The following is a 17,853-nucleotide window of genomic DNA, read 5'->3' on the forward strand; positions in this document are numbered from 1 at the left end:
AAGGTTGCTCAACATGAGGGTTTGTGACCTGTTTGTCTCCGTGCATCCCGTGCGCAGCGGTGGATAGTGACGTTGATGGCGATTTCCGGTGCGCCGTGCAATCAATCATTTCCCCAAAAAGCGAAGGCTGCCAGTGGCAGCCTTCATCCGTTTATTCTTGCCCCTCATCATCGGCAGGAGCATCGGTTGTGTCATCATCCGGATGCGCTGGCGGCCATCCCCCCATGCTCTTCCAGCGGTTAACGATATGACAGAACAGCTCTGTGGTGCGTTCGGTGTCATAGAGGGCAGAGTGCGCCTCTTTATTGTCAAACGGGATGCGGGCGCTCTGGCACGCTTTGGCCAGCACGGTCTGGCCCAGCGCCAGCCCGGAGAGAGCAGCGGTGTCGAAGGTGGCAAACGGGTGGAACGGATTGCGCTTGAGGCCAGCGCGCTCGGCGGCAGCCATCACGAAGCCGTGATCGAAGGTGGCGTTGTGGGCCACTATGATGGCGCGGCCGCAATCCTGCTCCTTCATCCCCTTGCGGATCCCCTTGAAGATCTCGGTCAGTGCCTCTTTTTCCGAGACAGCGCCACGCAACGGGTTGTAGGGGTCGATGCCGGTGAACTCCAGCGCGGCCTTTTCCAGGTTGGCCCCTTCGAAGGGCTCGACATGAAAGTGGAATACCTGATCGGGAACGAGCCAGCCCTGCTCATCCATTTTCAGGGTGTAAGCCGCGATTTCGAGCAGGGCATCGGTCTTGGCGTTGAACCCGGCTGTTTCAACATCGATGACGACGGGGTAAAAACCACGGAAACGGCCCTTGAGGGTATGAACTGCGTCGGTCATGGGATCTCGGTCGGGATAAAATGAGGCGGCATTATGGCAAAAAAGCACAGGCTTGTCCTCCCATCCCACGCAGTCGGCCGCGCCAAGATGGCGCCGGATTCAATATCTGTGCAGCCACCAGCGGGCGGCAATTAGCGCCGTGAGCGACCCCAGCAAGGCGCTGGCCAGTACATCCACCGGCCAGTGCATCCCCATAACCATGCGCGACAGACCAACCCCTAGCGCCCACAACGGCAGCAGCCAGACGCCCGTGGGGGCTCGGGCAAGCCAGATAAGGCCAAAGAACTGGGCCAGGCTGATGGCGGCGATGCTGTGGCCAGAGGGGAAGGCGTAGTTCACCTCGGCCTGCCAGTGGTGGCCGAGCCATTCTGGCAGGGCCAGCAACTGGCTGGCGGCGTGAACCTGTTCACTGCGCACATCGACGCTACTGGCGTAGAAGTGCTTGATGGCCGGGATCAGCGACTGACTCTCCAGCCAGAGCAGATAGGGTCTGGGCTCTTCGGTCAGGTGTTTGATCAGGCTCTTGAGCACCCAGTCGTTGGCGAGCAGGGCTGCCAGCGTACACCCCAGCGTAATGAAGGGAGCCAGCTCCAGTTTGAGTTTGTAGCGGGTCAGCAACAGCAAGAGGGCGCCACTGACCCCGATCCCGGGAAGATCGACCATGCGGGTGAGGGCGTATGACCACCATAGCCAGCCTGATTGCAGGGAGCCGGTCAGAAAAGGCTGCCAGGGCAGGGTGGCGAGTAGTAACAGGGGCAGGATTAACAGGGCTGTGAAGCCAAGCACCTGACTGCGGGTGAGTGAGGCGGTTGACGCTGGGAGCGGCGGAGCGTGTGGCGGCATGGTGGGTATGGGCGATCGCGAAAAAGAGGGGCATTGTGCCACCGAGATATGCTCGGACAAAGCCGAGCAGTCGGTTTGTTACCTCTGCTTACACATTTGTGGCGACATCCTCTGTTTGAGCGGGCGCATGGAGCGGCTGCCGCGCAATGTGGTCCCGTTTCGCGCCGGATTGCATCACAGGCTGAAATCTCGGGCGGCTTTGCGCTAGAATGGCGCCCCCGTGGCGGTTGTGACCAAAGAGAGCCCGATGAAGATAGTCGTTGATGAGAATATGCCCCATGCCGTGGAGCTGTTTGCCGAATTTGGCGAGGTGGTCGCCTTGCCCGGACGGCAGATGCAGGCCCGCGATCTGCTGGATGCCGATGTGCTGCTGGTGCGTTCGGTCACCCGCGTCAACGGCGATTTGCTGGCGACCAGCCCCAAACTCGGGTTTGTTGGCACCGCCACCATAGGCACCGACCATGTGGACAAGGCGTTGCTGGCAAGCCGCAATATTCCTTTCTTCAGCGCCCCCGGTTGCAACAAGTATTCGGTGGGGGATTATGTGCTCTCCGCCCTGCTGGTGCTGGCGGAGCGTTACGAACTCGACCTCTCGGCCATGACGTTGGCGGTGATTGGCGCGGGCAATACTGGCGAGTGTGTGGCTGACAAGGCCCAAGCGCTCGGCATTCGGGTGCTGCGCTGCGATCCGCCCAAGGCGCGGGAAAATCCCGCAGCGGGCTTTGTCGATTATCAGACCGCTCTTGGCGCCGATATTGTCAGCTTCCACGTGCCGATCACCCGTGAAGGGCTGGATGCCACCTACCATCTGCTCGATGCCGAACAGATTGCCGCGCGCCCGGCAGGGCAGATCCTGATCAACGCATCCCGTGGCGAGGTGTGGGATAACCGGGCCCTGCTGGCACGCCAGCTGAGCGATAAGCCTTTACGACTGGTGATGGATGTGTGGGAGAACGAGCCCGAGCCACTGGCTGTGCTGGTGCCCCATACCGAGATTGCCACTCCCCATATCGCCGGTTACAGCCTGGAGGGGAAGGCCCGCGGTACCTGGATGCTCTATCAGGCGCTCTGCCAGCAGCTGGGACGCCAGCCTCGTCAGGATTTGAGTAAGCTCCTGCCTGCCCCCGATGTGCAGGCGGTGGTGCCGGGCCGCGCACCGGATCAGGCGTTGATCAAGCAGCTGGTGCATCTGGTCTATGATGTGCGTCGCGATGATGCCCGTTTCCGGGCCCGACTCGGCCTGCCCGGCAGCTTTGACGAGCAGCGCAAACACTATCCCGAGCGCCGTGAACTATCCTCCCTGCAGGTTGAGGGTGCGTTTGCCGACCAGGCGCTGGGCGAGCTGGGATTTGCGCTGTCACGCCCCTGAATCGGGGCCTAGGAGTTGGAAGATAACCGGAAGGGGTGAGCCGTACTGGCTACCTCGCCCCCATTTTTTTACTGAGCTGGCGCAGATACTACTGCGCTGGCTCAGCCATATCAGGCAGCGTCATCTCGCCGTGCGAGCGCCTGCCGACCATGGCGCCACCCGGCGCCATTGCAGCATTATCAGAGGAGAACAGAATGAGCCAGCAGTTTAACGTAGCGGTATTGGGTGCCAGCGGCGCCGTGGGTCAGGCGATGATCGAGATCCTGGAAGAGCGCGAATTTCCGGTAGCGACCCTCTATCCGCTGGCTTCCAGCCGTAGCGCCGGTGATACCGTGCGCTTTGGCGGCAAGAACCTCGAGATCCTCGATGTGGAGGAGTTTGACTGGAGCCAGGTGCAGATCGCACTCTTCTCCGCCGGTGCCGAGGTCTCTGCCAAGTGGGCGCCGATTGCTGCCGAACACGGCTGCATCGTCATCGACAACACCTCCTGCTTCCGTTACGACGAAGATATCCCGCTGGTGATCCCGGAAGTGAACCCGGATGCGCTGGCCGATTTTCGCAATCGCAACATCATCGCCAATCCCAACTGCTCCACCATCCAGATGCTGGTGGCCCTGAAGCCGCTGCACGACGAAGTAGGCATTGCCCGCATCAACGTGGCCACCTATCAATCCGTGTCAGGCTCCGGCAAAGAGGGGGTCAGCGAGTTGGCGGGTCAGACCGCTCATCTGCTCAACGGTCGTCCGGTGGAACCGACCCTCTATCCGCAACAGATCGCCTTTAACCTGATCCCGCAGATCGACAGCTTCACTGACAACGGCTACACCCGTGAAGAGATGAAGATGGTATGGGAAACCCAGAAGATCCTCGGCGATGCCAGCATTGCCGTGAACCCCACCTGCGTGCGGGTGCCGGTCTTCTACGGCCATGCCGAGGCGGTACACGTCGAGCTGCACCAGCCGCTCGATGCCGAACAGGTCAAGGACCTGCTGCGCAATGCGCCGGGCGTGACCCTGTTTGATGACGAAGGGGATTATCCGACCCCGGTGCGTGACGCAACCGGCAAGGATGAGGTGCTGGTGGGTCGGGTGCGCCAGGATATTTCTCACCCGAGTGGTATCAATATGTGGATCGTGGCCGATAACGTTCGTAAGGGCGCGGCAACCAACAGTGTACAGATTGCCGAGCTGCTGGTTCGCGACTATCTGTAAGGCTGGTCAGATGCCACAGATGCGCAGCAGGGAGTGCTGCGCATCCGGCCTGTGATCAAACCGGGGTGTGACCCATGCCGCACTCCGTCACTTCAAGATTCTGTTGCGATATCAACTGATTAAGTTTTTTCCTACACTCAGGGTCAAGTTGGGTGCTAAATGTGTCGGACTGCTGGCTTGCCAGGCGAGCCTGATTTATATTGAACCGACTGTTTTGGGGTAACTATCCAGATTTTTCAATGTGATAGGGCCGTCATACGAAGGAACGAATATGGGACATTCCCGCATAACATTGGCAACGCTACTCGCATTGGGTCTGCTGGGCACCGTCCAGGCTGAAGACTCGGCGCGGGAGCCTTTTTTTGTCGAGCTAAAAGGCCCAGACGAACCCGCACCTCCCGCCGTCAATTCCCAGCCGCTGGCGCAGCCGATCGCCAGACCCGTCGCGCAACCGGTGCGTGCAACCGCCCAGCCGGTGGTGCGTCAGGTCACTGCCAATGCCGGTAGCTATGGCCCTGTTCGTCCGACCGATACCCTCTGGAGCCTGGCGAGCAAATATCGCCCCTCCAATCGGGTCAGCGTCTACCAGACCATGGTGGCGATTTACGAGAAAAATCCCCGCAGTTTTGCCGATGGCAATATCAACCACATTCTGGTGGGCTCCCGCATTCTGCTGCCGACCGCGGCGGAGGCGAGCGTCATCACTGATGCCGAGGCCCGCGCCAAGTTCCGCAGCGACAACGCCAGCTGGAAGGGGTTAAGCCCCAAATATCTGGCTGACAAGCAGACCCATACCGCCAAGCCGGCTGCCGCCAAACCCGCCAAGACCGAGCCGGTGAAGGCTGCGCCTGCGCCGCTGCCAGTGGCGAAAGCCGCCCCCATTCCAGCCCCGGTGGTGGCACCGCAACCGGCGGCTGAAACCAAAGAAGTGGCCAAGGTGAGCGAGCCTGCGCCGAAAGAGGCGGTAGCACCTGCTCCTAGCTCTGCAGAAGGCACCACACCGGCGCCTCTGCCTTCCGATCTGGATAAACCGGTGGGCAAACCGGCTACCGAGATGGCGCTGGCACTGGAAGATGCCAATGCCCAGCTCGGCCAGGTGACCGAGATGAACCACAGGCTCAAGCTGCGTCTGCAATCCCTGACCGAAGAGGTGGAGACCCTCAAGGCCCAGTTGCAGGATCAGACGGCGCTGCAAAAAGAGATTGCCGAGCTCAAGGCCCAACCGGTCCCGCCGGTGGCAGCCGAGCCTGAGCCTGAGAAAAACTGGTTGATGGATCTGCTTTCCTCACCGCTCAACCTCGCCATGATCATCCTGCTGCCTGTGCTGCTGGTATTGGCACTGGTGACTCTGTGGCTGCGTGCCCGTGCCCGCCGCGAACTGGAAGAGCAGGAGAAGAGCCTCTCCGAATCCACCGCCATGATGATGGATCAGGAGCAGAGCGAGTTTGATGATCTGCTGAGCGTCGATGTGACCGACAACGAGCCGGTGCGCCCGGTACCGGATCTCAACACCCCCGATGGCTTTATGCCGATGGAGCCCGACGAGCCGGCCGCCAAGCCGGATGTCGATCTGGTGTTCAGCGACGAGGGCGAGATGGAGCTGCAGGGCTTCGAGCCCGAGCGGATGGCGGCCCAGCCAGCCAGTCGTGACCCGGATCTTGTGCCGGATCTCGATCTCTCGCTGGATGAGCCCATCGCGCTTGCCAACGAGCCCGCCATGGATCTGGCCAGCGAGTTCAACCCCAAGCCCAAGGCCGCTGACGAGATCATGAGCGAAGAGGAGCTGCAGGCAGCCCTGTTTGCCGAGCTGGATGCGGATCTCTCAGCCGACCTCGAGCCCGATTTGAGCTCCATCGACGAAGTCGGCGCCGCTGACGACGATCTGGCCAGCTTCGATCTCGGCGATTTCGACAGTGCCCTCGACGAGCCTGCTGCTGGCAAAGATGATAACGCCATTGATCTCAGTGCCGCAGAGGACGCTGACGAGAGTGCGGATGCCATGCTGGCCGAGCTCGGTCTTGAGCCTGTCAAGGCGAAGGAAGCTGAGCTGGATCTGGAGTGGGATCCCAACGAGCTGGCGCTCTCCGATTTCGAAGATGCGTTCGCCGAGGTGGAATCTCATCCGGCAGATCTCCAGCCCCGTGAGCAGGCACAGGAGAGCGGCTACGTCGAGATCGACAAGCTGCTGGCCGAAGCGGATGCCACCGCGCCGGAGCAGGAGCCGTATCAGGGCTTCTCGCTGGATGTGGGGCTCGATGGCTTCCCCGAGGTGCTGCCGGAATCCACCGGATTTGACGTGGATGCCGACGACGGCGGTGTGGGTGCCAAGCTGGATCTGGCCCGTGCCTACCTCGAGATTGACGACAAGGATAGCGCCCGCGAGCTGCTGCAAGAGGCGGCGGAGCAGGGTAGTGATCACCAGCGCGCCGAAGCCGAGAAGTTGCTCAAGCGGTTGGGCTAAAGCATCTCCCATCACGGGATCAGCAAAACGGGGGCAGCCAGAAGGCTGCCCTCTTCTTTTGGCGATTTGCGATGGGGGGTCATGGCCGCGCAGGCTGACCATCCAGGCCAATTGCGGCGTGTGGTGGGACTTTTCGGGCTGAGCGCGTATAATCCGCCCCGTTTCTTTCACTGCGTTTTCACAACAAGACAAGTTTATCCATGCGAATTGCCCTAGGTATTGAATATGACGGCAGCCGGTATTTCGGCTGGCAGCGTCAGCGTGAAGTGATCAGCGTGCAGGCTGAACTGGAGACGGCGCTGAGCCGGATCGCCAACCACCCAGTCTCCATCCAATGTGCCGGACGCACCGATGCTGGTGTCCATGCGACCGGTCAGGTGATCCACTTCGATACCGAGGCGAACCGCGCCGAAGGGGCCTGGACCCTGGGGCTCAATTCCAACCTGCCGCCGGATATCGCCGTGCGCTGGGTCAAGCAGGTGGACGAGAGCTTCCACGCCCGCTTCAGCGCCACCGCCCGTCGCTACCGCTATGTCATCTACAACCACAACTACCGGCCGGCGATCCTCGGCAGTGGCGTCAGTCACTATCACGAGACCATCGATGCCGAACTGATGCACCAGGCGGGCCAGAGCCTGCTGGGGGAGCATGACTTCAGCACCTTCCGCGCCGTCGCCTGCCAATCCAACACCCCGTGGCGCAATGTGACCCATCTGTGTGTCAGCCGTCAGGGGCCCTATATCGTGCTGGATATTCGCGCCAACGCCTTCCTGCACCACATGGTGCGCAACATCACCGGCTCCCTGCTGCTGGTGGGGCAGGGGCTCAAACCGGTGGAGTGGATTGCCGAGGTGCTGGCTGCCAAGGATCGCAATCTGGCCGGGCCGACCGCCAAGGCTGGTGGACTCTATCTGGTCGACGTGGATTACCCGGCCGAGTTTGCTCTGCCGCAGTTGCCGCTCGGCCCGCTGTGGCTGCCCGACTCGGCACCGGGTACGACCAGTTTTTAGTAACTGCGCCCGAAAAATTGTGGTTTAATGACCCGTCATTTGTTGCCATCGAGCTATTAAGTCATTGAACAATCTAGGCTCGATGCGTTTTGTCAGGCACAAAAGCATTAAGGAATTCCATGAGCTGGCTTGAGAAGATTCTTCCCAAGAGCAAGATCACTGCGCCCCGTCGTCACAACATTCCGGAAGGGGTGTGGACCAAGTGCAGTGCTTGTGAACAGGTGCTCTACCGGGCAGAGTTGGAGCGCAACCTCGAAGTGTGCCCCAAGTGTGATCATCATATGCGCATCAGCGCCCGCGCCCGTCTCGAGAGCTTCCTCGATGAGCAGGGTCGTACCGAGATCGGTGCCGAGCTGGAGCCGCAGGATGTACTGAAATTCAAGGATTCCAAGCGCTACAAGGATCGTTTGTCTGCCGCTCAGAAAGAGACGGCGGAGAAAGATGCGCTGGTGGTGATGAAAGGGACCCTCAAAGGGGTACCGGTTGTCGCCTGTTCGTTCGAGTTCTCCTTCATGGGGGGCTCCATGGCCTCCGTGGTCGGTGCCCGCTTCGTGCGCGCCGTCGAGGAGTGCATCAAGGAAGGCCGTGGCCTGGTCTGCTTCTCCGCCTCTGGTGGTGCTCGCATGCAGGAAGCCCTCTTCTCCTTGATGCAGATGGCCAAGACCAGTGCTGCGCTGGACAGACTCACCAAGGCGGGACTGCCCTATATCTCCGTGCTGACTGATCCCACCATGGGTGGCGTCTCTGCCAGTCTGGCGATGCTGGGTGACATCAACGTGGGCGAGCCCAAGGCGCTGATCGGCTTTGCCGGCCCGCGCGTTATCGAGCAGACCGTGCGCGAGAAGCTGCCGGAAGGCTTCCAGCGCTCCGAGTTCCTGCTGGAAAAGGGTGCCATCGATATCATCATCGATCGCCGCGAAATGCGTAACCGTCTGGCCAGCCTGCTCGCCAAAATGCTGAATACTCACGTCATCGAAGAGTGAAGATGAGTTCAAACATGCAACAATCCCAAAGCCGGTCGCTTGTCGACTGGCTTTCTTATTTGGAGCAGATCCATCCGGTCAATATCGACATGGGGCTGGATCGGGTCGGTGCTGTCGCCCGGCGTATGGGGCTTACCCAGCTGCCGTTCAAGGTGATCACGGTGGCGGGCACCAACGGCAAGGGCTCCAGCTGTGCCATGGCGGCCAGCATTCTGATGGCCGCAGGCTATAAGGTCGGCGTCTACTCCTCGCCCCATCTGCTGCGCTTTACCGAACGGGTGCGGGTCAACGGGCAAGAGCTGGCCGACAGCGATCACTGCGCCGCCTTTGCCGAGGTGGAAGCTGCTCGTGGCGAGATTGCCCTTACCTTCTTCGAGTTCGCCACCCTGGCCGGTTTGTGGCTCTTCTGCCGCGCCGCGCCCGATGTGCTGCTGCTGGAAGTGGGGCTGGGCGGTCGGCTCGACGCCACCAATGTGGTGGAGTCCGATGTGGCGATGATCACCTCCATTGCCCTCGATCACTGCGACTGGCTGGGTGATACCCGCGAAGCCGTGGCGGTGGAGAAGGCGGGCGTCTATCGCGCCGGTAAACCCGCCATCAGCGGTGAGCCCAATCCGCCTGCGACTATTGCGAGCGAAGCACAGCGTCTTGGCGCCAACCTGCGTCAGGTCGGTATCGATTTTCGTGGCGATGAGCACGAGAGCGGTTGGGATTATCATGGCCTTAACCAGTGGCGGGATCTGCCAAAACCGGCGCTGCCACTGATGAACGCGGTGACCGTGCTGGCGGCGCTGGAATCCCTCGGCTTGCCGCTGCCGGAGTCCGCCATTCGTGACGGGCTTGCCAATGCCCGGCTGGCTGGCCGGATGCAGCAGTTGCAAAGTGCGCCGCTGGTGATCGTCGATGTGGCCCATAACCCCCATTCGGCGGCCTATCTGGCCGCGCAATTGCGCAAGATGCCCTGCTCGGGTGTGCGCCGCGCCGTGGTCGGCATGCTCAAAGACAAGGACATGGCGGGTTCCCTTGCCGAACTCGATGGTCTGATTGGCGAGTGGTATCTGGCCAGCCTCACCGGCCCGCGCGCCGCCACCGCTGCGCAACTGGTTGCGGCGTTGGGGGAGGGAAAGGGCCCTGCCAGGGAGTTTGATGATGTCAGCGCCGCTTATCAGGCAGCGTTGGCCGCATCGAGTCCGGACGATATGGTCATTGTGTTTGGTTCGTTTTACACTGTCGCCGACATTCTGGCGGGTGTCGCCGTCTAGGCCACACCCCGGCTCCCCGGTCTTCGGGCGGGGAGCCAAATCGCATATTGAGTTACGTAAAGGTAGGATTCAACTTGGCCTCGAAGTTTCAAAACCGTCTGGTGGGCACCGTCATCCTGGTGGCCCTGGTTGTTATTTTCCTGCCGGACTTGCTGGATGGTCACAAGCTGGCACAAAAGGAGGAGGCCTTTGCCAAGATCCCGCTGCGCCCCGAGCTGGAGCCTGCCAAGCCTGCGCTGCAGGTCTCGGCTGCCAGCAGCCTGCCAGCCGATCATCTGGCCAGCCAGCAACAGGCCTCTGCGGCCCAGCAGTGGCAAGTGGAAGAGGTGGCTGACCCCATGACCCTCGCCGGTCAGGGCAACGGTGCGCAGCCGGCGACAACCCCTGCCGCACCGGCACCGGTCCAGCCGCAACAGAATGCCCAACCCAAGCCACAGCCCAAGCCGGAAGTGGTGGCCAAAAAACCGGTCGAACCGCCCAAGCCAGCACCCAAGCCGACGCCAGCCAAACCGGTTGAAGTGGCCAAGGCCCCCGCACCGGCCAAGCCGCAGGCGGGTCAGATCAAGTCCCTCGACGATCTGATTGAAAGCAAGATGACCCAGCCGACCACACCCGCGCCTGCTGCGGCACCGGCACAGGGTAGCTGGATCCTCCAGCTTGGCGCCTTCAAGAACGTCGACAGCGTCAACGCGCTGGTGAGCAAGCTGCGGGCGGCGGGCTACTCTGCCCACACCTCGCCGCGCACACCGGTGCAGGGTCAGCTCAACCGGGTCTTTATCGGGCCGGATGTCTCCAAGGCCAAACTGCAAGGGATGCAGGGTCGGATCTCCCAGATGACCGGCCTCAGTGGCTCGGTGGTCTCTTACAATCCGTGACGGCTTGCCGTTGGCAATGGCCCTCTGAAACAAACACCGCGCCCCGTGCGCGGTGTTTTTTATCTGGCCGTCGTGATTTTTAAGGACGGCGTCGTACAGGTCACCCCCCGGTTGGGATTTTCGGGCAGTTGGGGTAGTCTGAGCCCTTCTGCTACTCACAGGAGTTCAAGATGATCCTCTCGACGACCCCCACGCTGGAAGGCAAAACCATTCGTGAATACCGCGGCATCGTGGTTGGCGAAGCCATTCTCGGCGCCAACATTTTCAAGGATCTCTTTGCCGGGATCCGCGACATCATCGGCGGCCGCTCCGGTGCCTATGAAAAAGAGCTGGCCCGTGCCCGCGAGATCGCTTTCGATGAGCTCAAAGAGCGTGCCGCCGCCCTTGGCGCCAATGCGGTAGTCGGCATCGATATCGACTACGAAGTGGTGGGGCAAAACGGCAGCATGCTGATGGTCAGCATCAGTGGCACCGCTGTGGTGGTCTGATCGGGCCTCCGCCTCTGCATGGGCAATGAGCCGATAACTGGGTTATCGGCTTTTTTATTGCCTGTCTGATACGTGGTGGCTGGCAGGGTTATCATTTAAGTCATTGATTTTAAATATTTATATTTATTGATAATTCCACGGACCGGTTTTATTTTTTTTCACTGGGTGGCCCGAGAGGGTCAAGCTAGAGTGCCGCCATCAGGAACGACACCGCTCACGGACGAGGTTCTCTTCTCTTGAAGGCGTATCACTATGAATCAAACACCCGCTCTGCTGACCCTTGTCATGTTGGCCATGACCGCCCATGCCGGCAGTGCCCTCGCGGCGCTGCCCAACTTCAGCGCCACTTGCCCCACCGATATCCGGGTCAAGTCGCAAGGGGGCAACGTCTTTATCAATGGCAAGAAGGCGACCCTGAAAACGCTGGCGCCCGCCGCCTATTCGGCCACAAACGGCAAGGTGGTCATCGGGATCACCTTCGATCTGCCCGCCAGCGAACCCATCCTGGATTACGTCATCAAGCATGATCGGCGAGCCCACGGCTTTTGCACCGTGCACGCCTGGTCGGCGGGCAAGGCAGCCGCACTGCCGATGGCCAAGGGAGACTCGCCCTATCAGGGCAAGTGGGTAGCCAAGAACCGCGAGACAGGTGCCACGGTGGCCAATATTCAGGTGGATGGCAAGGAGCAGGTGTGGGTCAACGGAGTCAAGGTGAAGGCCAAGCGGGCCGATGGCGCGCTGCAGTTTCGTCAGGGCACCATCCTCTACACCTTGCAGGGGGATCCGCGTATTCGCGATGAGAGCGACTGGAATGACAGCGATGTTCAGAATACCGGCCCCATCCGGCTCGAGTAACAGACACGCCGTGCCACGGCTTGGTCATTGATGCAAAAAACAGAGAGCGGCATGGCCGCTCTCTGTTTTGTTGTCTCTATTGGGTGATAGCCGTGCGGGGTTAGATGCCGTGGATGGCGTTGGCTTCCCCATACCAGTCCAGCTTGTCGGCCAGAGTGACCACCGAGCCGATGATGATGAGACTCGGGCTCTTCACCTGACGGGCCAGTTCGGCCAACTGCTGCAGCTCGCCGCGCACCACCCGCTGGCTGAGCTGGGTGCCTTGCTCCACCAGCGCCACCGGGGTGTGACCGGACATGCCGTGGGTTTGCAGCGCATCCTGAATGCGGGCGGCGTGGGCCAGCCCCATGTAGAAGACCAGAGTCTGGCGTGGGGCCGCCAGCGCCGACCACTCCTGGGCGATATTACCCTCCTTGTCGTGACCGGTGATGAACTGTACTCGCTGGGCATGATCGCGGTGGGTGAGGGGAATGCCGCTGTAGGCAGCGCAGCCTGAGGCTGCCGTAATGCCCGGTACCACCGAGAAGGGGATGCCCGCCTCGGCTAGGGTTTCCAGCTCCTCGCCACCCCGGCCAAAGATAAAGGGATCGCCCCCCTTGAGCCGCACCACCTGTTTGCCCAGCTGCGCCTGCTCCAGCAACAGCTGGTTGATCGCCTGCTGGGGCACACAGTGGCGGCCCGCCTCCTTGCCAACAAAAATCCGCTCGGCATCCCGGCGAACAAGCGCCAGCACCTCCTGCGAGACCAGCCGGTCATAGACCACCACATCCGCCTGTTGCAGCTGTTGCAGACCGCTTAGGGTAAGCAGTCCCGCATCGCCGGGGCCTGCGCCCACCAGGGTTACGCTTCCCTTGCTCTGCTGTTGCTCATCGAGTAGCTCGGCGACGCTCTGTTCGGCAGCTTGCTGCTGGCCGCGGGCCAGTTGGCGGGCGAGGCGATCGTGGCTAAAGAGCCGCTCCCAGAAGCGGCGGCGGGCTAGCTTGTCCGGAATGAGTTTGACCCGCTCGCGCAGCTTGCCCGCCAGCGCCGCGAGCTGGCCGAGGTGTTGCGGCAGCAACGCTTCAAGTTTTTCCCGCAGCTGGCGGCTCAGTACCGGCGCCGTGCCTGCGCTGGAGATCGCCACCATCAGCGGCGAGCGGTCGATGATCGCGGGCATGATGGCGCTGCAGTGGGCAGGATAGTCCACCACATTGCAGAAGATCTGGCGCAGGTTCGCCTCGTGAAAGACCTGCTGGTTGACCTCTTGCTGGTTGGTGGCGGCGATCACCAGCCACTTGCCATCGAGCAGTTCGGGATGAAAGCCGGCGGCGCAAACGGTCAGGCGACCCTGCTCGGCCCAGCTCATCAATTGGGGTTCCAGGTGCGGGGCATTGATGGTGATCTTCGCCTTGGCATCGAGCAGCAGGCGCGCCTTGCGCACCGCCACCTCACCGCCGCCGACGATCAGGACCGGCTTGTTTTGCAACTGACAGAAGAGAGGGAGAAAGTCCATAACAGGCTCCGGATGCTTGCCCGCTCGCAATGCCGCGCCGGGCGAGATAGCAGGGCACGCCGTGACGTACCCCGGATGGTCGGGGGAAAGATCCCCCGACGGGAATAAAAAAGGGGAAGGGTGATCTACGCCCGGGCCAACGACAGATCCCCACCGGTGTCGGCCACTTGATCACGCTTCCCCAAACGAGGTTTTTCCTATTGCACCGCTTTGACGTGCATGTTGGCGACGTACTGATCTTCGGCCCAGAAGATGCGGTCAGCGACCATGGCTTCCGGGTTGAGGGTTACGCCGCGCAGCACCCGCTCCTTGAACTTGTGATAACCGGCCCGGTCGATAAGGTGACCCATGTGCAGGTAGATGGGCTTGCCATCCAGCATCTCGGCCTCGAACTCGAACAGGTTCTTGATCACTGCGTGCAGCACCTCTTCGGTGACCCAGTTGAGGAACAGCTTGCCAGTACGGGGGGTCTTCTTGCTGGTGCGTCCCCCCAGCTTGACCATGTAGAGCTGTTTGGGAGCCCGCTGCCAGGCCAAGGTCGGGCAGGCCAACACGCACTCGCCACAGCCGATGCACTTGCTCTCCTCCTTGACCGCCTTGCCATGCTTGATGGCGAGGCAATCCACTGCGTGGTGGCTGCATGCTTTGACGCAGGCGCCGCAGCCGATGCAGCGCTCGGCATTGAAGTGGATCTTGGCGATGCCGAGGATGCCGAAGTCGGCCATGTTGGCCTTGGCGCAGTCGTTGGGGCAGCCGGCGATCACCATCTTGAGGTGATAGGGGTTGGGGTAGAGGTGTTTCTCCATCCGCTGAGCCAGCCCGGTGCAGTCGATATTGCCCTTCTGGCAGATGGTGTTGCCTTGACAGGCGACGATATTGCGCCCGCCGATGGTCTGGTAACCGGCTTGGGTGTCTTCTACCTCGATGCCGCAGGTCTCCACCTCGATCTCCTTGATAAAGGGTTCGAGGGCGGCGTTGACCTTGTCCATGTCCTGATACTTGATGCCGGGCATCGCCAGCTTCTGGCGGGTGGTGAGGTGGATCAGGCCGTTGCCATACTGTTCAGCGATCTGCTGGGCCACCGCCAGCAGGTGGGCGGGCATGATCCCGCCGGGAATGCGTACGCTGATCATCGCTTCGCCGCGCACCTTGGAGAGGCGGTATTCGTTCTTGGCGCGGGCCTTGATGATGTCGATATCGAGACTCATGGTGTTCTTCCTCAGTCGATCAGATGCTGGGCCTGGTCAAAACGAAAGACCGGTCCATCCACGCAGATATAGGTGTCGCCCATCCGGCAGTGGCCGCATTTGCCCACGGCGCAGGCCATGCGGCGTTCGTAGTCGACCCAGATGCGATCCTTGGGGATGCCGCGCTCAAGCAGGGCGAGCACTACGAAGCGGATCATGATGGGGGGGCCAACCACTATCACCTGGATATCCTCCTTGTCAGCGAGATCCAGCTGGTCGATGTAGTCGGTGACCCGGCCGATGCGAAACTGCTCGCTCTCCTTGCCCTCATCCAGGGTGACGATGAGGTTCTGCTGCTCGGCCCAGAGCGGCATCTCGTGGCGATAGAGCACCGCCTGCTCGTTCTTGAAGCCGAGGATCATGTCGAGGGACTTCACCTCTTCCGGATGCTTGCTGAAGCGACGCAGCAACCCCTTGACCGGGGCGACGCCGGTGCCGCCCGCCACCACGATGAGGTGCTGGTTGCGGTAGGTCTCCAGCGGATAGCCGTTGCCGTGGACGCCGCGCATCCACACCTTGTCGCCCACATCGAGGGCAAACAGCGCATCGGTTACCTTGCCGACTTTGCGGATCAACAGATCCACATAACCATCGCCATAGTCGGAGACCGAGATGGGCGCTTCGCCCACGGTGGGCAGGGAGATCTCCACAAACTGGCCGTAGTGGACATCAAAGTCGCGGGAGACCCGAAAGTTCCACTCCAGCTCGGTGTGGCGCTCGATGGCCAGAATGGTGTAGGCCTTGGGCAGCAGGCGGTTTTCGACCACGTCCTGCTGCGGTTCTGCTGTTGCGGTTTGCTGGCACTGGCACATATCAGTTCGCCCCCTGCGCGTTGTCGGCTGCGATGGTCTGTTCGACCACATCGGTCATTTTGTTGATGATGTTGCTAAAGGAGATGTAGTGAGGGCAACGATCGTCGCAGCGGCCACAGCCGACGCACATGTGCTCCTCTCCCTGACGGGCCTTGTAATCGTTGACCTTGTGCAGGGCGCGATAACGCAGGCGCTCGCCATGTTTGGCGCGAAAACCGTGGCCACCTGCCATGTCGCTGAAGCCATCCACCATGCAGCTGGCCCATTGGCGACGGCGCTCGCCCTGCTTGGGGTTCTCCGCATAGGTGAGGTCATGCACGCTGTAGCAGCTGCAGGTCGGGCAGGAGGTGGTACAGCGGCCGCAACCGATGCAGCGGCTGTCGTACTCGGCCCAGACCGGATGGGCCGTGAGGATCTGGCGGATCCGCTGGGGGTCGTCACAGACGCTGTCTGGAGTGCGTACTTTGACCGGGTTGCTCTGGACAAATTCCGGGGTGAAGTCGTCGGATTCACCCAGTTCGGCAAAGTAGCCGAGCAGCTCGGGATCCTTCACCTCAATACGGGCACCCTCATCGCTCAGACGAATGGCGGCGGCGTAGTCCCGGGTCTCGTTGCTGCCCATGGAGACGCAGAAGCAGTTCTCGAAGCTCTCGCGGCACTCCAGCAGTACCAGCTTGAGCTTGCTGCGCAGTCTGGCGTAGTAGACGTCGCTGTTCTGGCCGTTTTTCAGGTAGACCTGATCCAGCCTGCGCAGAGCGTGGATATCACAGCTGCGCAAGAACAGCAGGGTGGGCTTGGCCTCCACCTTTGATTCGCGCAGCTCCAGATTGTCGAAGTGGAACAGGGTCTGGGTGATGGGGAGCACCACCTCTTTCGGGGAGAAGTGGGACTTCTCCTGCCACACCAGCTCGGCCGGATGGCGGATGCTGTGGTAGGTGACGTTGTCGGTGTCGGAGAAGCGGCCGCCCCGATATTCGGCCGCGGGCGCCATGATCCGGTAATCGGGCAGCAGCCGCTCGAACAGCTGCCCCAGCGCGGGATGGGTGAGAAGAAACGACATAAATAAACACCTTGTATGAGGGTGAGATGCCCTGGCATAGGGATGAGGAGCGGGCTAGTCAGGGTGTCTGGCACCGGTTCTGGCCGCGCTTGCCTCGCCACGGTCTGTTTTTATGACTCATGTTGCTCAACTGACCCGATTGTTATTGTGTTGGCGGCGCGTGCGTCGCGGCAGGTCGGGTCATGCCTGTAAAACCCTTATCAATTGAGCAGGGCGGCCTGATAGCCTGCGCACTTGCCCATCATGTATCCCATCTCCAGCTTGTTGATATCGCGGGTGAAACGGGAGACGGGGAAGTAGTCGGCCGGAGCGATCACCTCGATCTGGCAGTCATCCGGCGGATTGGCGATAAAATCGAGCGCCTCGTTGTAGCTGCGATCCCGCTGCTCCAGCGCCTGTGCCAGCGCGGGGCGGGTCTTGAGCAGGGTGCGGATCATCCAGGGGAAGGGCATCGGCTTGAGCCGATAGCCAAGGGGCTCGGAGAGGATCACCGTCAGGTGACGGGCACCGCGGCGGTAGGCCTCGATCACCGGGATGGAGTCGGCCACCCCGCCATCTGTCATCGGCACCCCGTGCACCTCCGGGTATTCGTGGGAGGCGAGGGGAATGGCGCAGCTGGCGGGCAGCACCTCGTTCATGTTTTCCGGCTTGACCCGGATGTACTCCGCCTTGCCGGTCAGGGTATTGGTCACCACCGCATAGAAGGGGATGCCGGTCTCCCGGTAGGCGTGAATGTCGAGGGGATACTTGCGACAGCTGGTGTTCCACAGCCAGTGGATATCCACCAGATTGCCCCCCTTGGCAAAACGCAGGGGATCCATAAACTGCTGGCTGCACGCCAGTTTGGTCAGGATCTCGTGGCTGCGACCATGCTGGCTGGCGAGATAAGCCAGCAAGTTGGTGGCCCCCGCCGAGACACCGATGGCGAAGTCAAAGGGGCGATAGTCATGCTCGATAAACGCATCCAGCACGCCGCTGGCAAATATGCCGCGCATGGCACCGCCTTCTACAACCAATGCGCTGGGGGATGCGTTTTTGTTCATGACAGGCACCTCA

General features: G+C 61.3%; 16 protein-coding genes. 9 read left to right on the forward strand and 7 right to left on the reverse strand.

The window, feature by feature from the left end:
• Positions 1 to 151: 151 nt before the first annotated feature.
• Both rnt and OKC31_RS08185 read right to left on the reverse strand, forming a co-directional pair.
• Positions 152 to 829: a ribonuclease T gene (gene rnt / locus OKC31_RS08180; RefSeq protein WP_005333780.1), complete on the reverse strand. Its 678-nt coding sequence runs from the start codon at positions 827 to 829 to the stop codon at positions 152 to 154.
• Between the two features lie 99 nt (positions 830 to 928).
• Positions 929 to 1,672, reverse strand: coding sequence for a phosphatase PAP2 family protein (locus OKC31_RS08185; protein ID WP_270656726.1), 744 nt, complete (start codon positions 1,670 to 1,672; stop codon positions 929 to 931).
• A gap of 247 nt (positions 1,673 to 1,919) precedes the next feature.
• Here OKC31_RS08185 and OKC31_RS08190 point away from each other — a divergent pair, with 247 nt between their 5' ends.
• From OKC31_RS08190 to OKC31_RS08230, 9 genes are all read left to right on the forward strand, one after another.
• Positions 1,920 to 3,041, forward strand: coding sequence for a 4-phosphoerythronate dehydrogenase (locus tag OKC31_RS08190; RefSeq protein ID WP_270656727.1), 1,122 nt, complete (start codon positions 1,920 to 1,922; stop codon positions 3,039 to 3,041).
• 194 nt (positions 3,042 to 3,235) lie between these two features.
• The gene (locus tag OKC31_RS08195; RefSeq protein WP_005344937.1) at positions 3,236 to 4,252 is read left to right on the forward strand and encodes an aspartate-semialdehyde dehydrogenase; all 1,017 of its coding nucleotides are present in this window, start codon (positions 3,236 to 3,238) and stop codon (positions 4,250 to 4,252) included.
• Between the two features lie 271 nt (positions 4,253 to 4,523).
• On the forward strand, positions 4,524 to 6,713 hold the full coding sequence (locus OKC31_RS08200; RefSeq protein WP_270656729.1) for a FimV/HubP family polar landmark protein: 2,190 nt from the start codon (positions 4,524 to 4,526) through the stop codon (positions 6,711 to 6,713).
• 200 nt (positions 6,714 to 6,913) lie between these two features.
• Positions 6,914 to 7,723: a tRNA pseudouridine(38-40) synthase TruA gene (truA, locus tag OKC31_RS08205; RefSeq protein WP_005361297.1), complete on the forward strand. Its 810-nt coding sequence runs from the start codon at positions 6,914 to 6,916 to the stop codon at positions 7,721 to 7,723.
• Between the two features lie 119 nt (positions 7,724 to 7,842).
• The gene (gene accD / locus OKC31_RS08210) at positions 7,843 to 8,706 is read left to right on the forward strand and encodes an acetyl-CoA carboxylase, carboxyltransferase subunit beta (RefSeq protein ID WP_005333765.1); all 864 of its coding nucleotides are present in this window, start codon (positions 7,843 to 7,845) and stop codon (positions 8,704 to 8,706) included.
• A 2-nt stretch (positions 8,707 to 8,708) separates the two neighbouring features.
• Complete coding sequence (folC, locus tag OKC31_RS08215) at positions 8,709 to 9,968, forward strand: bifunctional tetrahydrofolate synthase/dihydrofolate synthase (protein ID WP_270656732.1); 1,260 nt, start codon at positions 8,709 to 8,711, stop codon at positions 9,966 to 9,968.
• A gap of 74 nt (positions 9,969 to 10,042) precedes the next feature.
• A complete protein-coding gene (dedD, locus tag OKC31_RS08220) occupies positions 10,043 to 10,843 on the forward strand; it encodes a cell division protein DedD (RefSeq protein ID WP_005352757.1) in 801 nt (266 codons plus the stop codon).
• A gap of 170 nt (positions 10,844 to 11,013) precedes the next feature.
• The gene (locus OKC31_RS08225) at positions 11,014 to 11,331 is read left to right on the forward strand and encodes a heavy metal-binding domain-containing protein (RefSeq protein WP_005333757.1); all 318 of its coding nucleotides are present in this window, start codon (positions 11,014 to 11,016) and stop codon (positions 11,329 to 11,331) included.
• 252 nt (positions 11,332 to 11,583) lie between these two features.
• On the forward strand, positions 11,584 to 12,186 hold the full coding sequence (locus tag OKC31_RS08230) for a hypothetical protein (protein ID WP_139731061.1): 603 nt from the start codon (positions 11,584 to 11,586) through the stop codon (positions 12,184 to 12,186).
• A 100-nt stretch (positions 12,187 to 12,286) separates the two neighbouring features.
• On the opposite strand, the gene cysG is transcribed toward OKC31_RS08230, so the two are convergent.
• The 5 genes from cysG to OKC31_RS08255 form a co-directional block, all read right to left on the reverse strand.
• The gene (gene cysG, locus OKC31_RS08235; RefSeq protein WP_270656735.1) at positions 12,287 to 13,678 is read right to left on the reverse strand and encodes a siroheme synthase CysG; all 1,392 of its coding nucleotides are present in this window, start codon (positions 13,676 to 13,678) and stop codon (positions 12,287 to 12,289) included.
• Positions 13,679 to 13,875: 197 nt separating this feature from the next.
• Positions 13,876 to 14,886: a sulfite reductase subunit C gene (asrC, locus tag OKC31_RS08240; protein ID WP_270656737.1), complete on the reverse strand. Its 1,011-nt coding sequence runs from the start codon at positions 14,884 to 14,886 to the stop codon at positions 13,876 to 13,878.
• A gap of 11 nt (positions 14,887 to 14,897) precedes the next feature.
• The gene (asrB, locus tag OKC31_RS08245; protein ID WP_257696712.1) at positions 14,898 to 15,737 is read right to left on the reverse strand and encodes an anaerobic sulfite reductase subunit AsrB; all 840 of its coding nucleotides are present in this window, start codon (positions 15,735 to 15,737) and stop codon (positions 14,898 to 14,900) included.
• A 1-nt stretch (position 15,738) separates the two neighbouring features.
• The gene (asrA, locus tag OKC31_RS08250) at positions 15,739 to 16,797 is read right to left on the reverse strand and encodes an anaerobic sulfite reductase subunit AsrA (RefSeq protein WP_257696711.1); all 1,059 of its coding nucleotides are present in this window, start codon (positions 16,795 to 16,797) and stop codon (positions 15,739 to 15,741) included.
• 200 nt (positions 16,798 to 16,997) lie between these two features.
• Entirely contained in the window at positions 16,998 to 17,840 is an 843-nt protein-coding gene (locus OKC31_RS08255; RefSeq protein WP_270656741.1) for a patatin-like phospholipase family protein, read from the reverse strand.
• Positions 17,841 to 17,853: the final 13 nt, after the last annotated feature.

This window comes from Aeromonas sp. Y293-4 (assembly GCF_027705905.1).
In the GTDB taxonomy this organism is placed as follows: Bacteria; Pseudomonadota; Gammaproteobacteria; order Enterobacterales; family Aeromonadaceae; genus Aeromonas; species Aeromonas veronii.